The organism is Brevibacillus sp. JNUCC-41, from assembly GCF_014844095.1.
GTDB lineage: Bacteria > Bacillota > Bacilli > Bacillales > DSM-1321 > Peribacillus > Peribacillus aracenensis.
Window position 1 is genome coordinate 1,376,169 of the sequence record NZ_CP062163.1, and the last position, 19,268, is coordinate 1,395,436.

General features: G+C 41.8%; 19 protein-coding genes and 1 riboswitch. Of the genes, 3 read left to right on the plus strand and 16 right to left on the minus strand.

Going from position 1 to position 19,268, the window contains the following annotated elements; translation table 11 throughout:
- Positions 1-29: 29 nt before the first annotated feature.
- The gene (locus tag JNUCC41_RS06920; RefSeq protein ID WP_076368161.1) at positions 30-305 is read right to left on the minus strand and encodes a YutD family protein; all 276 of its coding nucleotides are present in this window, start codon (positions 303-305) and stop codon (positions 30-32) included.
- Positions 306-418: 113 nt separating this feature from the next.
- On the opposite strand from JNUCC41_RS06920, the gene JNUCC41_RS06925 reads away from it, so the two are divergent.
- Positions 419-1,081 (plus strand): YhcN/YlaJ family sporulation lipoprotein, encoded by a 663-nt coding sequence (locus tag JNUCC41_RS06925; RefSeq protein WP_192206951.1) that lies wholly within the window; start codon positions 419-421, stop codon positions 1,079-1,081.
- A 37-nt stretch (positions 1,082-1,118) separates the two neighbouring features.
- Here JNUCC41_RS06925 and lipA read toward each other — a convergent pair whose 3' ends face one another.
- The gene (lipA, locus tag JNUCC41_RS06930; RefSeq protein ID WP_192206953.1) at positions 1,119-2,033 is read right to left on the minus strand and encodes a lipoyl synthase; all 915 of its coding nucleotides are present in this window, start codon (positions 2,031-2,033) and stop codon (positions 1,119-1,121) included.
- A 187-nt stretch (positions 2,034-2,220) separates the two neighbouring features.
- On the opposite strand from lipA, the gene JNUCC41_RS06935 reads away from it, so the two are divergent.
- A complete protein-coding gene (locus tag JNUCC41_RS06935) occupies positions 2,221-3,210 on the plus strand; it encodes a M23 family metallopeptidase (RefSeq protein WP_427559965.1) in 990 nt (329 codons plus the stop codon).
- Positions 3,211-3,300: 90 nt separating this feature from the next.
- Complete coding sequence (yunB, locus tag JNUCC41_RS06940; RefSeq protein ID WP_192206955.1) at positions 3,301-4,050, plus strand: sporulation protein YunB; 750 nt, start codon at positions 3,301-3,303, stop codon at positions 4,048-4,050.
- Positions 4,051-4,072: 22 nt separating this feature from the next.
- Here yunB and JNUCC41_RS06945 read toward each other — a convergent pair whose 3' ends face one another.
- The 14 genes from JNUCC41_RS06945 to JNUCC41_RS07010 all read right to left on the minus strand — a co-directional run bounded on the left by JNUCC41_RS06945 (position 4,073) and on the right by JNUCC41_RS07010 (position 19,267).
- Positions 4,073-5,170, minus strand: coding sequence for an HD-GYP domain-containing protein (locus JNUCC41_RS06945; protein ID WP_192206958.1), 1,098 nt, complete (start codon positions 5,168-5,170; stop codon positions 4,073-4,075).
- A gap of 177 nt (positions 5,171-5,347) precedes the next feature.
- Positions 5,348-5,650 (minus strand): YunC family protein, encoded by a 303-nt coding sequence (locus JNUCC41_RS06950; RefSeq protein ID WP_034310161.1) that lies wholly within the window; start codon positions 5,648-5,650, stop codon positions 5,348-5,350.
- 55 nt (positions 5,651-5,705) lie between these two features.
- The gene (locus JNUCC41_RS06955) at positions 5,706-7,097 is read right to left on the minus strand and encodes a bifunctional metallophosphatase/5'-nucleotidase (RefSeq protein WP_192206960.1); all 1,392 of its coding nucleotides are present in this window, start codon (positions 7,095-7,097) and stop codon (positions 5,706-5,708) included.
- Positions 7,098-7,113: 16 nt separating this feature from the next.
- Positions 7,114-7,941 (minus strand): sulfite exporter TauE/SafE family protein, encoded by an 828-nt coding sequence (locus JNUCC41_RS06960; protein WP_192206962.1) that lies wholly within the window; start codon positions 7,939-7,941, stop codon positions 7,114-7,116.
- 83 nt (positions 7,942-8,024) lie between these two features.
- Entirely contained in the window at positions 8,025-8,873 is an 849-nt protein-coding gene (locus tag JNUCC41_RS06965) for a DUF72 domain-containing protein (protein WP_192206964.1), read from the minus strand.
- Positions 8,874-9,068: 195 nt separating this feature from the next.
- Positions 9,069-10,466: a Fe-S cluster assembly protein SufB gene (gene sufB / locus JNUCC41_RS06970; RefSeq protein ID WP_192206966.1), complete on the minus strand. Its 1,398-nt coding sequence runs from the start codon at positions 10,464-10,466 to the stop codon at positions 9,069-9,071.
- A 55-nt stretch (positions 10,467-10,521) separates the two neighbouring features.
- Positions 10,522-10,950 (minus strand): Fe-S cluster assembly sulfur transfer protein SufU, encoded by a 429-nt coding sequence (gene sufU / locus JNUCC41_RS06975; RefSeq protein ID WP_192206968.1) that lies wholly within the window; start codon positions 10,948-10,950, stop codon positions 10,522-10,524.
- Positions 10,940-12,169, minus strand: a complete 1,230-nt coding sequence (locus JNUCC41_RS06980) for a cysteine desulfurase (RefSeq protein WP_141992867.1) — start codon at positions 12,167-12,169, stop codon at positions 10,940-10,942. The genes sufU and JNUCC41_RS06980 overlap by 11 nt, the downstream gene beginning before the upstream one ends.
- A complete protein-coding gene (gene sufD, locus JNUCC41_RS06985) occupies positions 12,169-13,470 on the minus strand; it encodes a Fe-S cluster assembly protein SufD (protein WP_192206970.1) in 1,302 nt (433 codons plus the stop codon). Before sufD ends, JNUCC41_RS06980 begins: the two co-directional genes overlap by 1 nt.
- Before the next feature lie 15 nt (positions 13,471-13,485).
- Positions 13,486-14,271, minus strand: a complete 786-nt coding sequence (gene sufC / locus JNUCC41_RS06990) for a Fe-S cluster assembly ATPase SufC (RefSeq protein WP_034310141.1) — start codon at positions 14,269-14,271, stop codon at positions 13,486-13,488.
- A gap of 754 nt (positions 14,272-15,025) precedes the next feature.
- On the minus strand, positions 15,026-15,862 hold the full coding sequence (locus JNUCC41_RS06995; protein ID WP_192206972.1) for a MetQ/NlpA family ABC transporter substrate-binding protein: 837 nt from the start codon (positions 15,860-15,862) through the stop codon (positions 15,026-15,028).
- Between the two features lie 15 nt (positions 15,863-15,877).
- A complete protein-coding gene (locus JNUCC41_RS07000; RefSeq protein ID WP_076368176.1) occupies positions 15,878-16,546 on the minus strand; it encodes a methionine ABC transporter permease in 669 nt (222 codons plus the stop codon).
- Positions 16,539-17,573, minus strand: a complete 1,035-nt coding sequence (locus tag JNUCC41_RS07005) for a methionine ABC transporter ATP-binding protein (RefSeq protein ID WP_192206974.1) — start codon at positions 17,571-17,573, stop codon at positions 16,539-16,541. Before JNUCC41_RS07005 ends, JNUCC41_RS07000 begins: the two co-directional genes overlap by 8 nt.
- A gap of 153 nt (positions 17,574-17,726) precedes the next feature.
- Positions 17,727-17,839, minus strand: a riboswitch (SAM riboswitch).
- A 117-nt stretch (positions 17,840-17,956) separates the two neighbouring features.
- Positions 17,957-19,267, minus strand: a complete 1,311-nt coding sequence (locus tag JNUCC41_RS07010; RefSeq protein ID WP_192206976.1) for an O-acetylhomoserine aminocarboxypropyltransferase/cysteine synthase family protein — start codon at positions 19,265-19,267, stop codon at positions 17,957-17,959.
- Between the last annotated feature and the right edge of the window lies 1 nt (position 19,268).

Below are 19,268 nucleotides of genomic sequence, written 5' to 3' on the forward strand. Positions count from 1 at the left end.
CGGAAAGGCCAGAGAGAATTCTGGCCTTTTTATTTCTTTATTTTCTTTACGACGAAATAAGGACAGCCAAAATTGCAGTATTCATATAAATATTCACTAAGCGTGCTTATTTTCGTATCAAAGGTAGCTTTCTGATTATTATCGTCAAAAAATCCACGCAGCCTCAATTGCCCATAACCCCAATCACCCACTATATAATCATACTTCGTTAAAATCTCACTGTATCTGGCCTTAAACGCTTCTTCGTTATAGCCTTCCCTTTCATTCTCAATTATTTCATAGGTCATGTTATTGATGTTAATCATTGTTTTCACCTCTCATATATACATTCCTTCTTTAAATTATAACTGATTCCCCATCAATTACTAAGCGAAAAATAGAGAAATATGTTCATCCTAAAGTTATGGGGGTGTTATTAATGAAAAAAACAATAATAACGATAGGTTTAAGTTCGATTATTGCACTGACCGGATGTGCTGATAAAGCAAAAGATCAGGGGCTCGGCGCAAAAAACAATGCCGGTAACCCAACAAACGTAAATAATCCAACTCAATATTATGATGAGGATTATCGTAATAATGACAATAAAAGTGATGATTTCGGTTTTACCCGCACAAATAGTGCAACCATTGATGGCCGTAACATTTCCAACAAAGCTGCTTCCATTGACCGTGAACAACTATCTGATGTCATTTCTAAACTGAGTGTTCAAATTCCAAATGTCAATGATGCCGCTACCCTCGTTACTGATGAGGAAGTGCTTGTCGTATATGATACCAATACCAAGGATCGGACGGAAACCGCAGATCAAGTTAAACGCACTGCCATGTCCATCGTGCCTCGCTATTATCATGTTTACGTCAGTGATGATTATCAAACCCTTGCCCAAGATATCGAGAACTTCTCTACTTTGAAATCCGGCAGCAAAGGGATCGACTATACGATTGAACAAACCATCAAACGAATGCTGAAGTCGCCTCAAGGACACAAAATGAGTGACGAAGAAAATGAAAACGGGGAAATGGTTAACGATAAAAGAGATCATCACGATAACATCCATCAAAAAATGGATAACCGTTAATAAAAAAGGACCGAATTTTTTCGGTCCTTTTTTCACTCTATTTCAATAATTCTTCACCTTTGATTTGCTTATGTTTTGCCGCAGCATTAACCTGTTCATCCGCATGGTAGGATGAACGGACAAGCGGACCGGACTCACAATGGCTGAAGCCTTTTTCCAATGCACGTTCCTTAAGTTCGGCAAATTCCTCAGGCGTGTAGTATTTCAGCACCTTTAAATGCTTTTTCGTCGGCTGCAAATACTGGCCGATCGTCATGATATCCACATTATTAGCCCTTAGGTCATCCATGGTCTCGAGGATTTCATCCCGCGTTTCACCTAAGCCTACCATTAAACTGGACTTTGTCGGGATTTCCGGATAAAGTTCCTTGGCTCTTCTTAAAAGCTCCAATGAACGTTCGTATTTGGCCTGAGCCCGTACACGGTCGGATAAACTTCTGACAGTCTCTATATTATGGTTCAGGATATCAGGTTTAGCATCCATCAAAGTCTTAATATTTTCAAACACACCGCCCATATCGGACGGCAATACTTCAATTGATGTAAAAGGATTTTTGCGTCGGATGGCACGGACGGTTTCAGCGAAAACTTCAGCGCCTCCATCCTTTAAATCATCACGGGCAACAGCTGTAATGACGACATGCTTTAAATTCATCAAAACAACGGAATCGGCAACACGCTCCGGTTCAGCCCAGTCCAATTCATTTGGACGTCCGGTTGTAACAGCACAAAAGCGGCAAGCCCTTGTACAAATCTCACCTAAGATCATGAAAGTAGCCGTCCTTCTCACTGCCCAGCATTCGTGAATATTCGGACATTTTGCCTCTTCACAGACAGTATGAAGATTTTTCTCGCGCATCATATTTTTTAAACCGAGGTAATTTTCGTTAGTATTAAGCTTTATTTTCAACCAATCTGGTTTACGAAGAATTTCTTTATTTGTAGAAGACATGAAAATGCCACTCCATTCTATAGAAATTAACACACCCTACTTTAACAATAAAAAAGCAATTATACAAGTTATAGTTGGTTTCCCATTATTTATTTTTCATGTTTATAGCTAAATCAGCAAAACTATAAAAGATGGATGGACTGATGTCTTTTAAATACGGAAAATGTCATGAAAGGAGCCTGCCCCGTTGAAAAAATTATTCCTTATTACCATAACATGTTTGTTTATTTTGAATGCACCAGGCCAAGTGGCTGACGCTGCCGATACCCCAGATGTATATGCCGGGAGGATCGAGTTATATAAAAATATGGAGGCCACCCTTCAAATCCCGTGGTATTACCTTGCTGGAGCTGATCAATATGAGCACAGCCTCAGGGCCGCACGAAGGGATTTAGAGCCGGCAAAGGGTTTAATAGGCATCCACATCGAGCCTTCAAAGTGGAGCGGGGCCCTCAATCCTGATTTAAACGACGTGAACCCGCTCACGATCGCATTTTTTGATGGGTTGGGACACGATGGTAATGGTGATGGCAAAGCTGATATCACGAATGATACAGATCGATTGTATGCGTTTTCGAGGCATCTCCAATCTTATGGTGCTGATGAAGATAATATCCGGATCGGCTTGTGGAATTATTATAAACGAGATAAAGCCGTCAGCATCATTATCGGCAATGCCGAGATCTATAAAAAATATGGCCGGTTGGATCTGCATGAAAAGGCCTTCCCGGTTCCAGTACGCACTCATTATACGTACTTAAATACATGGGGAAGCGCTCGTGGATGGGGCGGAAGGAGAATCCATGAGGGCACTGATATTTTTGCGGATTATAGCCTTCCCGTTCGTTCCACGAGCTATGGGATCATTGAAATGAAAGGCTGGAATAAATTCGGCGGTTGGCGGATTGGGATACGGGATTTAAATAATACCTATCATTACTTTGCCCATTTAAGCGGCTTTGCCAAGGGGTTGAAAGTCGGACAAATCGTCGAGCCAGGACAAGTCATCGGAGGTGTCGGCAGTACAGGTTACGGCCCTCCAGGAACTTCCGGAAAATTCCCTCCACATCTTCATTACGGAATGTACAAAGACAACGGAATAACAGAATGGAGCTTTGACCCTTACCCCTATTTAAGATTATGGGAAAGGAAGGATCTGGCTAAAAAACAAAAGTGAGCGGCGTGAATTTTACGCTGCTTTTTTTGATTCGAACATAACATAAACCCCCAAACTTGATGCATAGTTATTAGTAAAGGGGGCTAAAGCGTGTTCCGAAAAAGATTTCGAACGAAGAAATTCCGAAAAAAGGGGCCTCTTCCCACCCGAAAAGTATTTCTCTATTCATTTATCCTGTTTATCATATCAAGCATCATGACCCTTTGGTACGTGGACAAATCAATCGAACCCGTGATCATGAGTGTAGCCGAATATGAAATCAAGCGGATTGCAACGGAAACGATTCATGAATCTGTCGATGAGAATATAGCGAAGGTTGATATGAACAAAATCATCACTAGCACCAAGGGCGGTAAGGACTCCAGCTCTTCCTATAGCTTCAATCCGGTCATATACAGTGAATTGCGGGCTAACATTACGAATGATATTCAAAAAAAACTTGGCATCAAACAAGGAAACCCTTTTAAAACAGGTTCAGCCAAAATAAATGATGAACAATATAAAAGTGTGGTCTATTATATACCATTTGGTGTCGTGACCGGGAATAACCTCCTTTCCAATTACGGTCCTGAAATCCCAGTGAAAATGTCGGTCATCGGGAATGTTGAATCGGATTTGAGGACAAAACTGACAAACGCAGGCATCAATAATGTTTATTATGAATTGATTGTGGATTTCGATGTCAATATTCAAATCGTCATCCCCTCATTCACAAAGGAGACCAAGGTGAGTCAAGAAGTGACAGTTGGAAGCCTGCTGATCGAAGGCGATGTTCCAAGTTATTTTAGTAACGGAAACGGTTCGGTGGCACCTCCCATCATGAAGGAAAACAAGGAATGAAAAAACCAGCTTATCCTTGAGGTTAGGCTGGTTCTTGTATATTAAGACATTTCATGATAAGCAAATGCAGGTTTTTATTCAAGTCCACTTCATACGGCTCTTTGATTTGCTCCCCATCTTCTTCAAGAATTCTTATCATGGGGCGGTCTCCTATCCCCTCGTTCTGAGCGGATACTACCCCTTTCCTCCCATCATTCAATTCAACGGATAGACCATTAGGATAAATGGCAACCGCCCGGCGGAAAGCCTCGATGACCGTATTGTCGAACTTTTTCCCTACTCCGGCATAAAGGACTTCCAATCCTTGATGCGGCAGCATGGCCTTACGGTAAACCCGGTTGGAAGTCACGGCATCAAACACATCGGCAACGGCAATGATCTTGCAGAAATAATGGATTTTATCTCCTTTTATCCCACGGGGATATCCTGATCCATCTAACCGTTCATGGTGCTGATAGGCACAATTCGCAACTAAAAGGGACACGGTATGAACATTTTTAATTAGATGGAAACCGTAATCGGCATGTTTTTGGATTTGTTCAAACTCCTTTTCCGTCAGCTTACCGGGTTTATGGAGGATTTCCAAAGGCACGAGCATTTTGCCGACATCATGTAGAATCGCTCCCAGCCCAAGAATTTCGAGATTCTTATCATTGATTTTCAATTCCATCCCGATCGCCAGGGTATATAAGGTCACATTAAAGGAATGAGTAAAGATATAGTCATCGTATGTATAAACGTCGGCCAATAAAGTCATTAACTCCTTATTCCTTTTCAGCTCGCCCATAATGTTCCGAACTATTTGAGTGAACTTGACGTTAGCCTGCTCTATCGTGAATGACCCAGCAAGGTTCATTTTGTTCTTCATGTCCAGGAAAGTGGTTTCAATCGTATTAATGGCTTCTTTTCGTAGTTTACCTGACACTGGGGGCCTGGGAATAATGTCATCCGTCCTGGAATCTTGAATGTAAACAAAGGGAATATTTAGGGACACCAGTCGATTGATCATTTTCTGCGTTAATGTAAGACCCTCGCACAATAGGATATGGCCCCGCTCATTATAGATGTTTTTACCGAGCCTCGCTCCAGGGCTTAGGGACTTTGTAATAGCTAGCCTCATACTTGTACTCCATTCCCCCACTCAATATTTGTAAATCAAACCGTTTCTTTCCTTTATAAGGATTATCGGAAAATATTTTGATAAATGAATCTGTTTGAACGCATTTATTGAAAAATTATCAGCATTTTCTTTGATAAAAAAATAAGGCCCCCTTCAAAAAAAAGAAAGCCCCCCTTTTCAAATCATTTTGATTAATGCCTCTTTACCAATCATTCCTGGATGAATGCCCTTTTCCACAGCCTCCCAGGTAACTGATTCAAGCGGCGCTTCCAATAGTTCTTCAATCGATTTAACTCCTGTGGCCCTTCCTGCAAGGATTTTTCGATCTCTCAATTTATCATTCAGCAGTCCAACATCTAACGCACCGCACATTATATACCCTTTTTCGGACGCGACAGCAAGTAAATTCGTTTTGGGAAGTCGGACAGAAATGGCAAGGAATGTATGATTATCAAGAATGATTGGTATCATGTTAATCAAATGGTTTCACCCCTCTCTTCCCCATACTTTATGAAAAAAAGGGCGAAACCGTGATTTAGAGTTTGGTGTTTGCGTATATTTTTTCCAGCTTCCATAAAAGGATATCCCGTAAGAATTCCGGTAGTAAGTATTCCTTGCGATTGGAACGCTGGATACTTGGAAAGAAGTGCCCAAACGTGAACATATCAGGTATTGCCAGTTTATAGGACTTATCCGTCTGCAGTTTCTCCCCTTTTATTAATATCCCTTTTACGATCCCATTCTCCATTACGTTAAATTCAATTTGATCATAATGCATGACTCCCATGATTTTCCCGCGGAAACCGAAACCTTTCACCTGTACATGAGGCCACTCCTCATTTCTCGATTGCATTAAGATTTCTTTTAATTCATTCCCATTAACTTCAACGACGCAAGGATTGATGGGGTGTGGACAGATTCTGTGAATATCCCCTTTTGTGACAGGTCCCTTTGGCAGCCCTTCGAGCAGAAGACCGGCATTCAAAAAGGAACAATCCGCCTGAGTCCACTCCCTTAGGGCATCCCCAAGGAGTTCAGTCAAAGGACTTCCTTTGAACCAATCATTATCCAGTGCTTCGGGTAAATCCACTGCAACCTGTTTTAGCGTTTCCCCACCGGCCTGGTATATCTCTTCAATCCATGACCGTTCATTCTCCAATTCCAAAAAGTCATTGGTATCATAAAGAATGGCTCTCTTCTGGCTAATTTTCTTTTCCTGATTAACGGTCATTTCCACCTGTCCAACATAGAAACCATATTTCCCTGCACCGCAAAGGAGTGTATCATTGATCAATTTACCTTGGTGGAGGATATGGTGGGTGTGCGCGCCAAGTATGATGTCGATCTCCGGAAAATCCTCTGCCATCCTCTCATCATCATGGATGCCCAGGTGGGAAAGGATGATGATTACATCCGCCTCTTTTTTGACCTTTTCGAGCTGTGCCCTTAACTCCACGAATGGGTCTGTTATTTCCCACCCCATCGCAGAATAAAACTTTTGAAAAAAGGCTGTCAAACCTATCATGGCAACTTTGGTGCCTTTTACCGTCGTATGTATCCAATATGGTAGAGCCCATTCCGGCCTTTCATAATCATCGTAATAAATATTCGCTGCCAAGACCTTGAACTTTGCATGATCATACAAGGAGTCTAACGCCTCATGAGGTAAAGTAATTCCTTCATTATTGCCGATGGTCACATATTGGTAGCCCGCTTCATTTAACAGTTCAATATTTCCTTTACCCAACGTACCTTCTGTATATGGATGCCAACGGTCCACATGATCGCCTATATCCAGTATGATCGCTTCTTCTCCCGTTTCTTGATGAAGTTGTCTTCTTTCCTTAAGAAACTTATCAATACGAGGCCAATTCTCAAAATGACTATGGAGATCATTGGTGTGATACAAATGGATGATTTCTGACATCATTTCTCCTCCTCGTTTATCCTGTAATACCTTGATATATAAGACGCAAACCAATGATTATCAGCACTATTTTCAACATATTTTCCAACGTCGCACTCTTTAGGCGCGTATTGATGAATGCGCCCAATTTAGCACCGAACCAAGCACCAGGAATCAGGGCAAAAGCATATGGCCAATTTACATTTCCAAGGGAAATATGCGTAATCGAATTAGTGATGGAAGATAGAAATACCATGAACATCGAAGTCGCTACAGCCATATGCGGAGGGAAGAAGAATAGAAGCATCATGACAGGAACCATTAAGGCCCCACCGCCAATTCCAAATAACCCAGAGCAGAATCCCACGACAAAAGAAATCAATACAGCCAACAGGGGGTGGTAACCATAGGAAAATGAATGTCCATTTTCAGTTTTATACGTCTTTACAATTTTCCCTTTTCCAGGCTTGAAAAGCATTGGCTTCAAACGATTTTTCACTAATAACACAATAGCCATGAAAACCATGAAAATTCCAAAGTACAATGAAAAAGCTTCGGCGTTAAGATTTTTATTCACATAAGCACCTATTATTCCACCAGGAGCACTGCCAATAAAAAAGATTAAGCCGGCCTTATAATCCACCACTTTATGTTTTAAATAAGATAAAGTAGAAGAAAGGCCGGTAAAAATCATGATGACTGTTGAAATACCTACGGCGACCTGAGGAGTCAGCTCATCAATAATATTCGTAGATGTACCTAAATATAAAAGAGAAGGCACAATGATAATGCCGCCGCCCAGACCGACTAGAGCGCCTATTGCTCCCGCTAATAATCCAATCCCAACTAATACTAACCATACCATGAAGAAATCCGCCTTTACCTGTTTGTGAGGATATTACCTCTCTAGCTTGTCACATCATCTCTTTATTAATTATATAATGCCCCTTAAAACAAACCAAGCTGCTTAGGAGCCAGTCCTTCATATTCTATACCAAGCAACTCAATCATTTGTTTGGCATTATCAGCAGCGTCTCCGCCAGAGTTATTATTGAATAGGACATATATCTCCTTGGATTCCTTTTCCAATTTCCTGATTTTCTCCACCCATTCTGTCAATTCCTGATGATTATATCTATATAAGTACCTGACCTCACGCCAGTTATCACCTGAAGAAGGCCTTTGCCAACCATGCAGGTTACGGCCATGAAAGCGTATCAGGGTTTTATCTTTATCGGCGGCATGCAGAACGACAGGAATGGACCCCTCTCCAGCCTGCGGCTCATCGCATACAGTATGGATCCAGCCTTCCTTTTCGATAAAGTCCAAAGTTTGCTGAAATACATTGGGCCTGTACCAGCTTTGATTCCGAAATTCAATGGCAACTGGAATATTGCCCATTTCAGCTTTGCACCATCGCAGGTAATTCACATTTTCCCGTTTACAATCAAACCATGGCGGAAACTGAAATAAGACCATCGCGAGCTTACCGGACTTCTGATAAGCTTCCAGAGAGTCGCAAAATGCCTTGAACATTTCCTTCTTGCTTTCAAATGGGATTTCCCCACGCTGATGTCCAGTCATCCCTTGATAGGCTTTAACGACAAACTGGAATGATGCAGGCGTCTCGGATACCCACTTTTCACTGTTCCTCTTTGGCTGGACTGCATAGAATGAGGCATCCACCTCCACAACGGGAAAATGAGCACCGTACTCTTTGAGTTTATCACGCTGGGACACACCGCCATGATACAAACTATCATGATCACCCCAACCGGTCACACCAACATAAATCATCTGCATCATCACTCCTTTGGGACAGGCCCCAATTACCGGACTTCTTCTTTTATTATTTTTTACCCTTATGGAGCCATATCTAATCTTTGGTATAAGGGCGTGAATATCAAAAACAAAAAGCCTGCCAGACAGACCCGGCAGGCTTTTTGTATGAATGGTTATCCTGAATCGCCTTACAGGCAGGCCAGTCGGTTATTACCCGATGGATCCTTCCATTTCGAACTTGATCAGACGGTTCATTTCAACCGCATATTCCATTGGAAGTTCTTTTGTAAATGGTTCGATGAAGCCCATTACAATCATTTCCGTTGCTTCTTGCTCAGAAATTCCGCGGCTCATCAAGTAGAACAATTGTTCTTCAGATACTTTGGAAACCTTCGCTTCGTGTTCAAGGGAAATATTATCATTCAATATTTCATTGTAAGGGATCGTATCAGATGTAGACTGATTATCCATGATTAATGTATCACATTCAATGTTGGAACGAGCTCCATCCGCTTTACGTCCGAAATGAACGATACCACGGTATGTTACTTTACCACCCTGTTTAGAAATTGATTTTGATACAATCGTTGAAGATGTATTAGGAGCCAGGTGAATCATTTTTGCTCCAGCATCTTGGTGTTGGCCTTTGCCGGCAATGGCAATCGATAATGTCATACCGCGAGCGCCTTCACCTTTTAAGATGACAGCAGGATATTTCATTGTCAATTTAGAACCGATGTTACCATCGACCCATTCCATTGTTGCATTGGCATCACAAACCGCACGTTTCGTAACCAGGTTAAACACGTTGTTTGCCCAGTTTTGGATCGTCGTGTAACGGCAGTAGGCATCTTTCTTGATGACGATTTCAACAACCGCACTATGAAGGGAGTTAGTCGTATAAACAGGTGCTGTACAACCTTCGACATAGTGAACGGATGCGCCTTCATCAACAATGATAAGCGTACGCTCGAATTGCCCCATGTTTTCAGAGTTAATCCGGAAATAAGCTTGAAGCGGAGTATCCACTTTTACGCCTTTTGGTACATAGATGAAAGATCCGCCTGACCAAACTGCTGAATTCAATGCAGAGAATTTATTGTCCGTAGGCGGGATCGTTTTTCCAAAGTGCTCACGGAAGATATCTTCATTTTCACGAAGTGCTGAGTCCGTATCTTTAAAGACAATACCCATGTCTTCCAATTCTTCTTTCATACTATGGTAAACCACTTCTGATTCGTATTGAGCAGAAACGCCGGCAAGATATTTTTGTTCGGCTTCAGGAATTCCCAATTTATCAAAAGTCTGTTTGATTTCATCAGGAACTTCATCCCAAGATTTCTCTGATTTCTCTGATGGCTTAACATAGTATGTGATTTCATCAAAATTCAGGCTCTGCATGTCGCCGCCCCATTGAGGCATTGGCATATTGTAAAAATGCTCCAATGATTTCAAACGGAAATCAAGCATCCATTTCGGTTCATCCTTCATTCGAGAAATTTCTTCCACGATTTCTTTTGTCAGACCACGCTTTGAACGGAAGATGGAAACATCTTTATCCGCAAAGCCATATTTATAATCGCCGATTTCAGGCATTTTCTTTGCCATAGCTCGTATTCCTCCATTTCAAATGGCTGAATGACAACAGCTCATTTTAATTTAATTATTCCTTCAATCCCTTTTCCATGGCTTTCCAAGCTAAGGTAGCACACTTGATTCGGGCTGGGAATTTAGAGACACCTTGAAGGGCTTCAATATCCCCAAGGTCAATCTCATCGTCGTATTCTTTTCCCTGGATCATTAAGGAAAAAGTCTCGGATATCGCTAGGGCAGTATCAACGTCTTTGCCCTTGATGGCTTGAGTCATCATGGAAGCCGAACTCATGGATATCGAACAACCATCACCATCGAATTTAACATCGCTGACCCTGCCATCTTCAATCTTCATCGTTAAACGAATCCGATCGCCGCAAGTTGGATTATTCATATCGATAGTCATGCTGCCATCCTCTAGCATGCCCTTATTACGTGGTTTCTTATAGTGATCCATAATGACTTGTCGGTAAAGTGTATCTAGGTTATCAAAAGACATTACTGAAATACTCCTTCGTTTTAACAAGCCCGGATACGAGCTTATCAATATCTTCTTCCGTGTTATATAGATAGAAACTTGCTCTTGCCGTCGATGATACGTCCAACCATTTCATTAATGGCTGTGCGCAATGATGACCGGCGCGGACAGCAATTCCATCTGCATCAAGAACGGTAGCGACATCATGTGGATGTACGTCATTAATATTAAAGGTTATTACACCCGCACGCTTTTCTGCATCTTTAGGACCGAATATGGTCAGCCCTTCGACTGCTGACATTTTTTCCATTGCATAAGCGGCAAGCTTATGTTCATGCCGTTCAATATTATCCAAGCCGATTTCTTCCAAGAAATCAATTGCAGCACCAAGGCCGATGGCGCCGGCAATGATTGGGGTACCGCCTTCGAATTTCCACGGGAGTTCTTTCCATGTAGACTCTTGTAAACCTACAAAATCAATCATCTCTCCGCCGAATTCAATCGGCTCCATTTTTTCCAGAAGTTCTTTTTTGCCATATAATACGCCGATACCTGTTGGACCGACCATTTTATGACCTGAGAAGGCAAAGAAATCACAATCCAGATCACGGACATCCACTTTTAGGTGCGGCGTGCTTTGCGCCCCGTCGACTACCATTACAGCACCGTGTTCATGGGCAATTTTCGCGATTTCCTTCACAGGATTGATGACACCAAGTACATTCGAAACCTGCATGATGGAAACGATTTTCGTTGCGTCCGTAATCGTTGCCCTGACATCATCAAGGGAAATCGTGCAATCCTCTTGAAGCGGAATATACTTCAGTACAGCGCCTTTTTCTTTGGCAAGCTGCTGCCACGGAATGATATTACTGTGATGCTCCATGTAGGAGATGACGATTTCGTCACCCTCTTTAATATTTGCACCACCGTAACTTCTTGCTACAGTATTTAAAGAAGTCGTTGTGCCTCTTGTAAAGATGATTTCTTCTGTAGAAGAAGCATTAATGAATTTACGTACCTTTTCACGTGCACCTTCATACGCATCCGTAGCTTTTGTTCCAAGTGTATGCACCCCGCGGTGAACATTCGAGTTGTATCCGCGGTAATATTGCTCAATCGCTTCAATCACTGCAGCCGGTTTTTGAGAGGTTGCAGCACTATCTAAATAAACTAATGGCTGACCATTGACTTCTTGATCTAATATCGGAAAAAGCTTACGAATTTCGTATGGGTTCATTACTGTACTTTCCTTTCAATGACCGCTACTAATTGTTTTTTAACTCCCTCAATTGGAAGCTGGTTAACAACAGGGGCCAAGAATCCGTGAATGACAAGTCTTTCTGCTTCTTTCTTAGTAATACCACGGCTCATTAAATAATACAGTTGAAGCGGGTCGACACGACCGACGGAAGCAGCATGGCCAGCCGTTACATCATCTTCATCAATCAAGAGGATTGGATTGGCGTCTCCGCGTGCTTTTTCACTTAACATCAATACGCGTGATTCCTGTTCGGCATTTGACTTTGTAGCGCCATGCTCTATTTTCCCAATTCCATTAAAAATGGAGGATGCAGCGTCTTTCATGACACCGTGCTTAAGGATATAGCCCTCAGAGCGTTTGCCATAATGAATGATCGCTGTCGTAAAGTTCTGTTTTTGTTCCCCGCGTCCGACTACAACGGATTTAGTATCACCGTGAGAGCCATCGCCCACTAGATATGTTGTATTATCTGATATCGTATTTCCATCGTTCATCATGCCAAGTGCCCACTCAATACGAGCGTCACGCCCTGCTACCCCACGGCGGTTAACGTATGTCGTGAAGCCTTTAGAAAGGGTATCGACCGCTCCGTACTCCACTTTGGCATTCGCATTTGCAAATACTTCCGTTACGATGTTGGCAACCCCTTCGTTAGACTCAACGCTTGAGAAGTAGTTCTCTACATATGTGACAGAGCTATTATCTTCCGCTACGATCAAGACATGGTTGAAAAGTGTAGCATCTGGATTATCCAATAGGAATACAGACTGGATCGGCTCTTTGATTTCTACATTTTTCGGAACATAAAGGAATGCTCCCCCATTAACTAATGCAGCATGAAGCGCCGTTAAACGATGTTCATCTATCTTAACGCCGTCTTTCATGAAATATTTTTGCACGAGCTCAGCATGGTCGCGAGCCGCTGTTAAAATATCCGTGAAAATGACGCCTTGTTCTTTCACATTTGCTGACAGATTGATATGTGCCGGCGTATTATTGCGTTGAATGTATAAGTTTTCATTTCCTTCAATGATGGATTTAATTTCTTCCGGAAGCTCCTCTAAAGAAGCAAAAGCTTCACTTTCAACCGTATGAGTCTGGAAAGAAGTAAAATTCCATTTATCGATTTTCGTTTTATCCGGCTTTGGCATCGGAAGCTTTTCTAATTCAGAAAACGCTTGAATCCGAAGCTCGGATAACCAAGCTGGATCATTATTTTTAGTTGAATAGGAGCTTATATCCTCTTGTTCAAACGGTAATTTCGTTTCTGTAGTCATTGCAAATCCTCCTACTTACGCTTCTTCGCCAACAGTTTCGTCTTCAATGCCCAATTCTTGTTTAATCCAGTCATAACCTTCCGCTTCCAAACGGGCAGCAAGTTCAGGACCGCCTGATTTAACGACACGTCCTTGCATCATAACATGTACAAAATCAGGAGTGATGTAATTTAATAGACGTTGGTAGTGAGTGATGATCAAGCATCCAAAGTCTTCTCCGCGCATTTCGTTGATTCCTTTTGAAACGACTTTAAGTGCATCGATATCTAGACCTGAATCAATTTCATCCAAGATTGCAATTTTAGGTTGGATCATCATTAATTGAAGAATCTCGTTACGTTTTTTCTCTCCGCCTGAGAATCCTTCATTCAAATAGCGTTGCGCCATATCTTCATCCATTTCAAGGAACTCCATTTTTTGGTCCATTTGACGGATGAATTTCATCAATGAAATCTCATCGCCTTCTTCACGGCGTGCATTAATGGAAGAACGCAAGAAGTCAGCATTTGTAACACCGCTGATTTCACTTGGATATTGCATAGCTAGGAATAGGCCTACACGAGCGCGCTCGTCTACTTCCATTTCCAATACATCTTCGCCATCGAATGTGATGCTTCCGCTAGTCACTTCATATTTAGGGTGACCCATGATTGCTGATGATAAAGTGGATTTACCAGTTCCATTTGGTCCCATGATCGCATGGATTTCTCCACCCTTGACTTCAAGGTTTACCCCTTTTAAAATCTCTTTACCTTCAATTGATACGTGAAGATCTTTAACCGTTAATGTAGAAGCTGACATAATAATACCTCCGTGAACTAATTCCAATTTTATTACCAGAAAGTAAGGATTACTTTCTTTACTATAATTTTGCGTAAAAGCATTCTCACTTTATTCTCATTCCAATTTTATAACAAATCCAATTTAGAATCAACTAAATAGATAGGGGTTTTCACTTCCGCCATGTTTAAAACCCTTCCTATTCTTACAATACTAACAGATATGGCCTGTTTACTGCATATCTATACTTATTTTAGTTTTTGTTAAAATTATCTTATTATTCAGCAAATCTTCATCCTTATTAATATATGCTCAAGGAATTTGATTGCAAGGTATGAACGTTCCGCTTTAAAAGAAAAAATCGGACTGAGAGGCACTATGTAAGTTTATCCAATAAGGAAACCCTTATTTATGGACCACTTTCCATTTTACCTCTACAGACCGATCTTTTAAAGAACTCTTTTATATGCTTATCCGTGAATTTTGCGTTGTAGGTTCTGGACCATTTTATTGCACTTTACATGTTCTCTATCCCGTTCTTTCTCAACCTCGATACGGAGGTCTAAGTTTCTACTGTACTCACTGTAGCCAATCCCATATGAAGACTGCATCGCCTTTTCCATTTCGCTTGTTACATTTAAATCCAGAGTATTGATAGTGAACCATCCTTTCAAATTTGTGTATCATTTTAATGCCTTCATTACCTCTATACCCTTCACTTTCATGATTAAACATAAAAAAACGGCCTGAATTAAATCAGGCCGCCATTCTTGAATTATTTATCCGCCGGTACAACCGCACCTTTGTATTCCTTAAGGATGAAATCTTGAATTTTTTTAGAATGCAATACTTCTACAAGCGCTTTGATTTCTTCTTTATTTTCATCGCCTTTGTTTACAGCGATGACATTCACATAAGGTGATTCGGAATCTTCAATCGCAATTGAATCTTTCAATGGGTCCAAGCCAGCGTCGATTGCATAGTTAGAGTTGATCAAAACAGCATCGCCTTCGCCGCTTTCATAGATTTTTGGAAGTAATGCCGCTTCATAATCAGCATCGAATTTAAGGTTTTTCTTATTTTCAACGATGTCTTTAGTTGTAGCCGTCGTTTTATCGATGCCTTCTTTCAAAGTGATCAGGCCATTCTTTTCCAAAAGGGATAAAGCGCGTCCATGGTCAGCGACAGAGCTGCTCAAAATGATCGTTGCCCCATCAGGTAGTTTATCGATGCTTTTATATTTTTGAGAGTATAGTGCTATTGGCTCGATATGGATTCCGCCAGCATTGACGAAATCATATCCATTTTCTTTAATTTGCGACTCTAAGTAAGGAATGTGCTGAAAATAGTTAGCATCCAATTCCTTATCATTCAACGCCTTATTCGGTAAAACGTAGTCCTGGAATGTTTCGATTTCCAATTCGATTCCTTTTTCTTTAAGAAGCGGCTTAGCTTCCTCAAGGATTTCAGCATGCGGAACATTGGATGCCCCTACAACTAATTTCTTCGATTCTTTTTCCGTACCACTGCCGCCTTTATCCTTTTCACTTCCACAAGCAGCCAAAGCGATAGATAACACTAAAATTAATGCAAAGCCTAAAAACTTTTTCATCCTATTCATCTCCCTTTATCTTTTGTCCAATTTAGATGTAATCACATCTCCAATAATTTGAATTATGAAGACGATAATTAGAATAACGATCGTCGCTACAAGCGTAACGTCATTTTGATTTCTTTGATAGCCGTCCAAATAGGCTAGATTACCAAGTCCGCCTGCACCGATGACCCCGGCCATTGCGGTATATCCAACCAATGCAATCGATGTTACCGTAATCCCGGAAATAAGGGCAGGCATCGACTCTGGAAGAAGGACCTTCCAAATGATCGTACTCGTTTTTGCCCCCATGGATTTAGCGGCTTCGATTACACCCTTATCGATTTCACGCAGGCCGATTTCAACCATACGCGCATAAAATGGGGCAGCCCCGATAATAAGTGCCGGCAGTGCAGCGTTCTCTCCGATCATGGATCCGACGAGTGCTTTAGTGAAAGGAATGAGCAGCACGATCAAAATAAGAAATGGAATGGAACGGAATATATTAACGATAGCACTCATGACCCCGTTAATCACCCGATTTTCCCACATATTACCCTTCCCTGTCAGGAACAGGATCAATCCTAATATTATGCCTATAAAAAAGGTTGCCACTACAGAGACGCTTGTCATGTAAAGCGTTTCTTTCGTTGCTTCAATAATGTCTTCCCAATCAATATTCGGCAATAATTCTTCAAGCATGAGTAATCACCTCCACGCCTACCTGCTGTGCTTTAATGAATTCGATTGCGCGGAGCATTTCATCCTCAGTGCCATCAAGATGGATAAACAATGTTCCATATGAACCGCTTCTTGTTTGGGATATCTTACCTTGAACGATATTGACATCCAACTCGAAGTTACGTACAAGCTTGGTGATCAACGGGCTTTCTGCATGATCACCTACAAAGGTCAATTGAATCACTTTGCCTGCAGGATAACGTTCGAGCAAATGGTCCATCGTTTCTTTCGTTTCTTCCGGTTCCGTTACCTGCTGCACGAAACGCTTTGTCATTTGTTCTTTAGGATTCTTGAAAACATCCAGGACAGGACCCTGTTCAACAACTTGCCCGTTTTCCATCACGGCGACGCGATGACAGATTTTACGTATTACATGCATTTCATGTGTTATCAAGACGATCGTCAATCCTAGGCGCTGATTGATGTCAACAAGCAATTCGAGTATGGAGTCGGTAGTCTGCGGATCCAAGGCAGATGTCGCTTCATCACACAGCAGCACTTTAGGGTCATTTGCCAAAGCCCTCGCTATGCCCACCCTTTGCTTTTGCCCTCCGCTTAATTGTGAAGGATAGGCCTTTTCCCTGCCTTCCAGTCCGACTAACTTGATCAATTCGTTCACACGCTTGATCCGTTCCGCTTTAGAAACACCAGCAATTTCCAATGGGAAAGAAATATTATCCTGAACGGTCCTTGACCATAATAGATTGAAATGTTGGAAAATCATGCTGATTTCTTGACGTGCCTTACGGAGCTGAGCCCCTTTAATTTTTGAAATTTCCTTCTCAGCCACCACAACGGATCCCTCTGTAGGAGTTTCCAATCCATTGAGCATTCTGATTAAAGTACTTTTCCCCGCTCCACTGTAACCGATGATACCGAAAATCTCGCCTTTATTTATTTCAACATTCACATTATTTACAGCCTTGATCGTCTCACTGTTTCCTTTTCCTGTTCGGAACAGCTTACTGACTTTCGTCAATGTAATCATTAATCCTCACCTCTTTTATCCAATAAAACCTATGAACTTAGTTGATTTCTTTACATTATTAGTCTGTTTCTCATAACATGCACATGTTTTCCCCATTAAAACTGAAAAAACCTTTCTGCATGAGCAGAAAGGCAGGTGAAGAAACAGGCCTTTCTCTCATCTTCCAAAGTAATTAAACTTTGTGTGAATTGGCACCTTTCCAAGGAAATCTCCTTGTCGGTTGCCGGGTTTCATCGGGCACATCCCTCCACCTCTCTTGATAAGAGCTAATATATAGAATATTTGTACATCATTAAGTTCTTTAGTATGGAGAAATTTTATCATAGATAAAAAAGGAGCGCAATGTATATTATTTCTAGTTCAAGAATGAACAGGAACTCTGCTTAAAGCGTTTTGGAAGTCAAGGAGACGATATTCGTCGCTTTTTCAATTGCCTGCTCTAAATCTTCTATTAAGTCGTCTACATTTTCAATCCCAATTGATAAACGGACTTGATCGGCACTTACACCCGCTTTCGCAAGACCCGCCTCATTCAATTGTTGATGGGTCGTACTGGCTGGGTGGATGATCAAGCTCTTCGCATCCCCTACATTCGCCACATGGGACCATAATTCCACCGAATTGATAAGTTTTGCCCCAGCTTCGCGATTACCTTGTATTCCAAAAGTCACGACAGATCCAGCTCCCTTAGGCAAATATTTATCCGCAAGGGCCTTATCGGGATGATCCTCATCACCAGGATGCGAAACCCAAGTCACGGCAGGATGGTTTTTTAAATATTCAATGACAGACTTGGTGTTTGATAGATGCTCTTTCATCCTTACATGCAGCGTTTCAAGTCCAAGCGTAAACTGGAATGCACTTTGGGCACTTAGCGCAGGGCCTAAATCACGAAGTAACTGGACTCGGGCTTTCGTTATGAATGCGGCAGGTCCAACTGCCTCGGCATATACCAGACCGTCATAACTTGGGTCAGGCTCCGTGAAGCCAGGGTAGTTTGGCGAGTTCCAATCGAACTTCCCTCCATCCACGATGACACCGCCTAGTGTCGTTCCATTTCCCAGAAGCCATTTTGTAGCGGAATGGATGACGATGTCCGCGCCAAAATCAATTGGTCTGCAAAGATATGGTGTTGCAAAGGTATTATCAATGATTAAAGGTATGCCGGCTTCATGGGCGATTTTCGCTACCGCTTCAATATCAAGCACCCTCAAACTTGGATTACCGATCGTTTCGGCAAAAATGGCTTTAGTTCTTGGCGTAATCGCCCTTTTGAAATTTTCAGGGTCATCGGGAGAAACGAACCTCACTTTGATCCCATATTTAGGAAGAGTATTTTCAAAAAGGTTATACGTACCGCCATATAATGTAGAGGCTGAAACAATCTCATCACCTGCACCGGCAATGTTCAGGATTGAAAGTGAGATGGCAGCCATTCCGCTTGCTGTTGCCAATCCGCCGATGCCACCTTCCAATAAGGCCATTCTTTCTTCAAAAACGCTGACCGTGGGATTATGAAGCCGTGTATATATATAGCCATTCTCCTTTAGGCCAAATAAATTCGCTGCATGGTCGGTGTCTTTGAACAAGTATGCATTGCTTTGGTAGATAGGAACGGCACGGGCACCTGTTTCATCAGTTTGCAGACCGCCATGAACACTCAATGTTTCAAAACGCAACTTTTTCCCTGACATA

Coding starts and splice junctions, on each gene's coding strand:
- JNUCC41_RS06965 (WP_192206964.1), bottom strand. CDS start 8,873: ATGATTTATGTTGGTGTGACCGGTTGGGGTGATCATGATAGTTTGTAT.
- JNUCC41_RS06925 (WP_192206951.1), top strand. CDS start 419: ATGAAAAAAACAATAATAACGATAGGTTTAAGTTCGATTATTGCACTG.
- JNUCC41_RS07005 (WP_192206974.1), bottom strand. CDS start 17,573: ATGATTACATTGACGAAAGTCAGTAAGCTGTTCCGAACAGGAAAAGGA.
- JNUCC41_RS07000 (WP_076368176.1), bottom strand. CDS start 16,546: ATGCTTGAAGAATTATTGCCGAATATTGATTGGGAAGACATTATTGAA.
- sufD (WP_192206970.1), bottom strand. CDS start 13,470: ATGACTACAGAAACGAAATTACCGTTTGAACAAGAGGATATAAGCTCC.
- JNUCC41_RS06920 (WP_076368161.1), bottom strand. CDS start 305: ATGATTAACATCAATAACATGACCTATGAAATAATTGAGAATGAAAGG.
- sufC (WP_034310141.1), bottom strand. CDS start 14,271: ATGTCAGCTTCTACATTAACGGTTAAAGATCTTCACGTATCAATTGAA.
- JNUCC41_RS06945 (WP_192206958.1), bottom strand. CDS start 5,170: ATGAGGCTAGCTATTACAAAGTCCCTAAGCCCTGGAGCGAGGCTCGGT.
- sufU (WP_192206968.1), bottom strand. CDS start 10,950: ATGTCTTTTGATAACCTAGATACACTTTACCGACAAGTCATTATGGAT.
- sufB (WP_192206966.1), bottom strand. CDS start 10,466: ATGGCAAAGAAAATGCCTGAAATCGGCGATTATAAATATGGCTTTGCG.
- JNUCC41_RS06955 (WP_192206960.1), bottom strand. CDS start 7,097: ATGTCAGAAATCATCCATTTGTATCACACCAATGATCTCCATAGTCAT.
- JNUCC41_RS07010 (WP_192206976.1), bottom strand. CDS start 19,267: ATGTCAGGGAAAAAGTTGCGTTTTGAAACATTGAGTGTTCATGGCGGT.
- JNUCC41_RS06995 (WP_192206972.1), bottom strand. CDS start 15,862: ATGAAAAAGTTTTTAGGCTTTGCATTAATTTTAGTGTTATCTATCGCT.
- JNUCC41_RS06980 (WP_141992867.1), bottom strand. CDS start 12,169: ATGAACCCATACGAAATTCGTAAGCTTTTTCCGATATTAGATCAAGAA.
- JNUCC41_RS06960 (WP_192206962.1), bottom strand. CDS start 7,941: ATGGTATGGTTAGTATTAGTTGGGATTGGATTATTAGCGGGAGCAATA.
- lipA (WP_192206953.1), bottom strand. CDS start 2,033: ATGTCTTCTACAAATAAAGAAATTCTTCGTAAACCAGATTGGTTGAAA.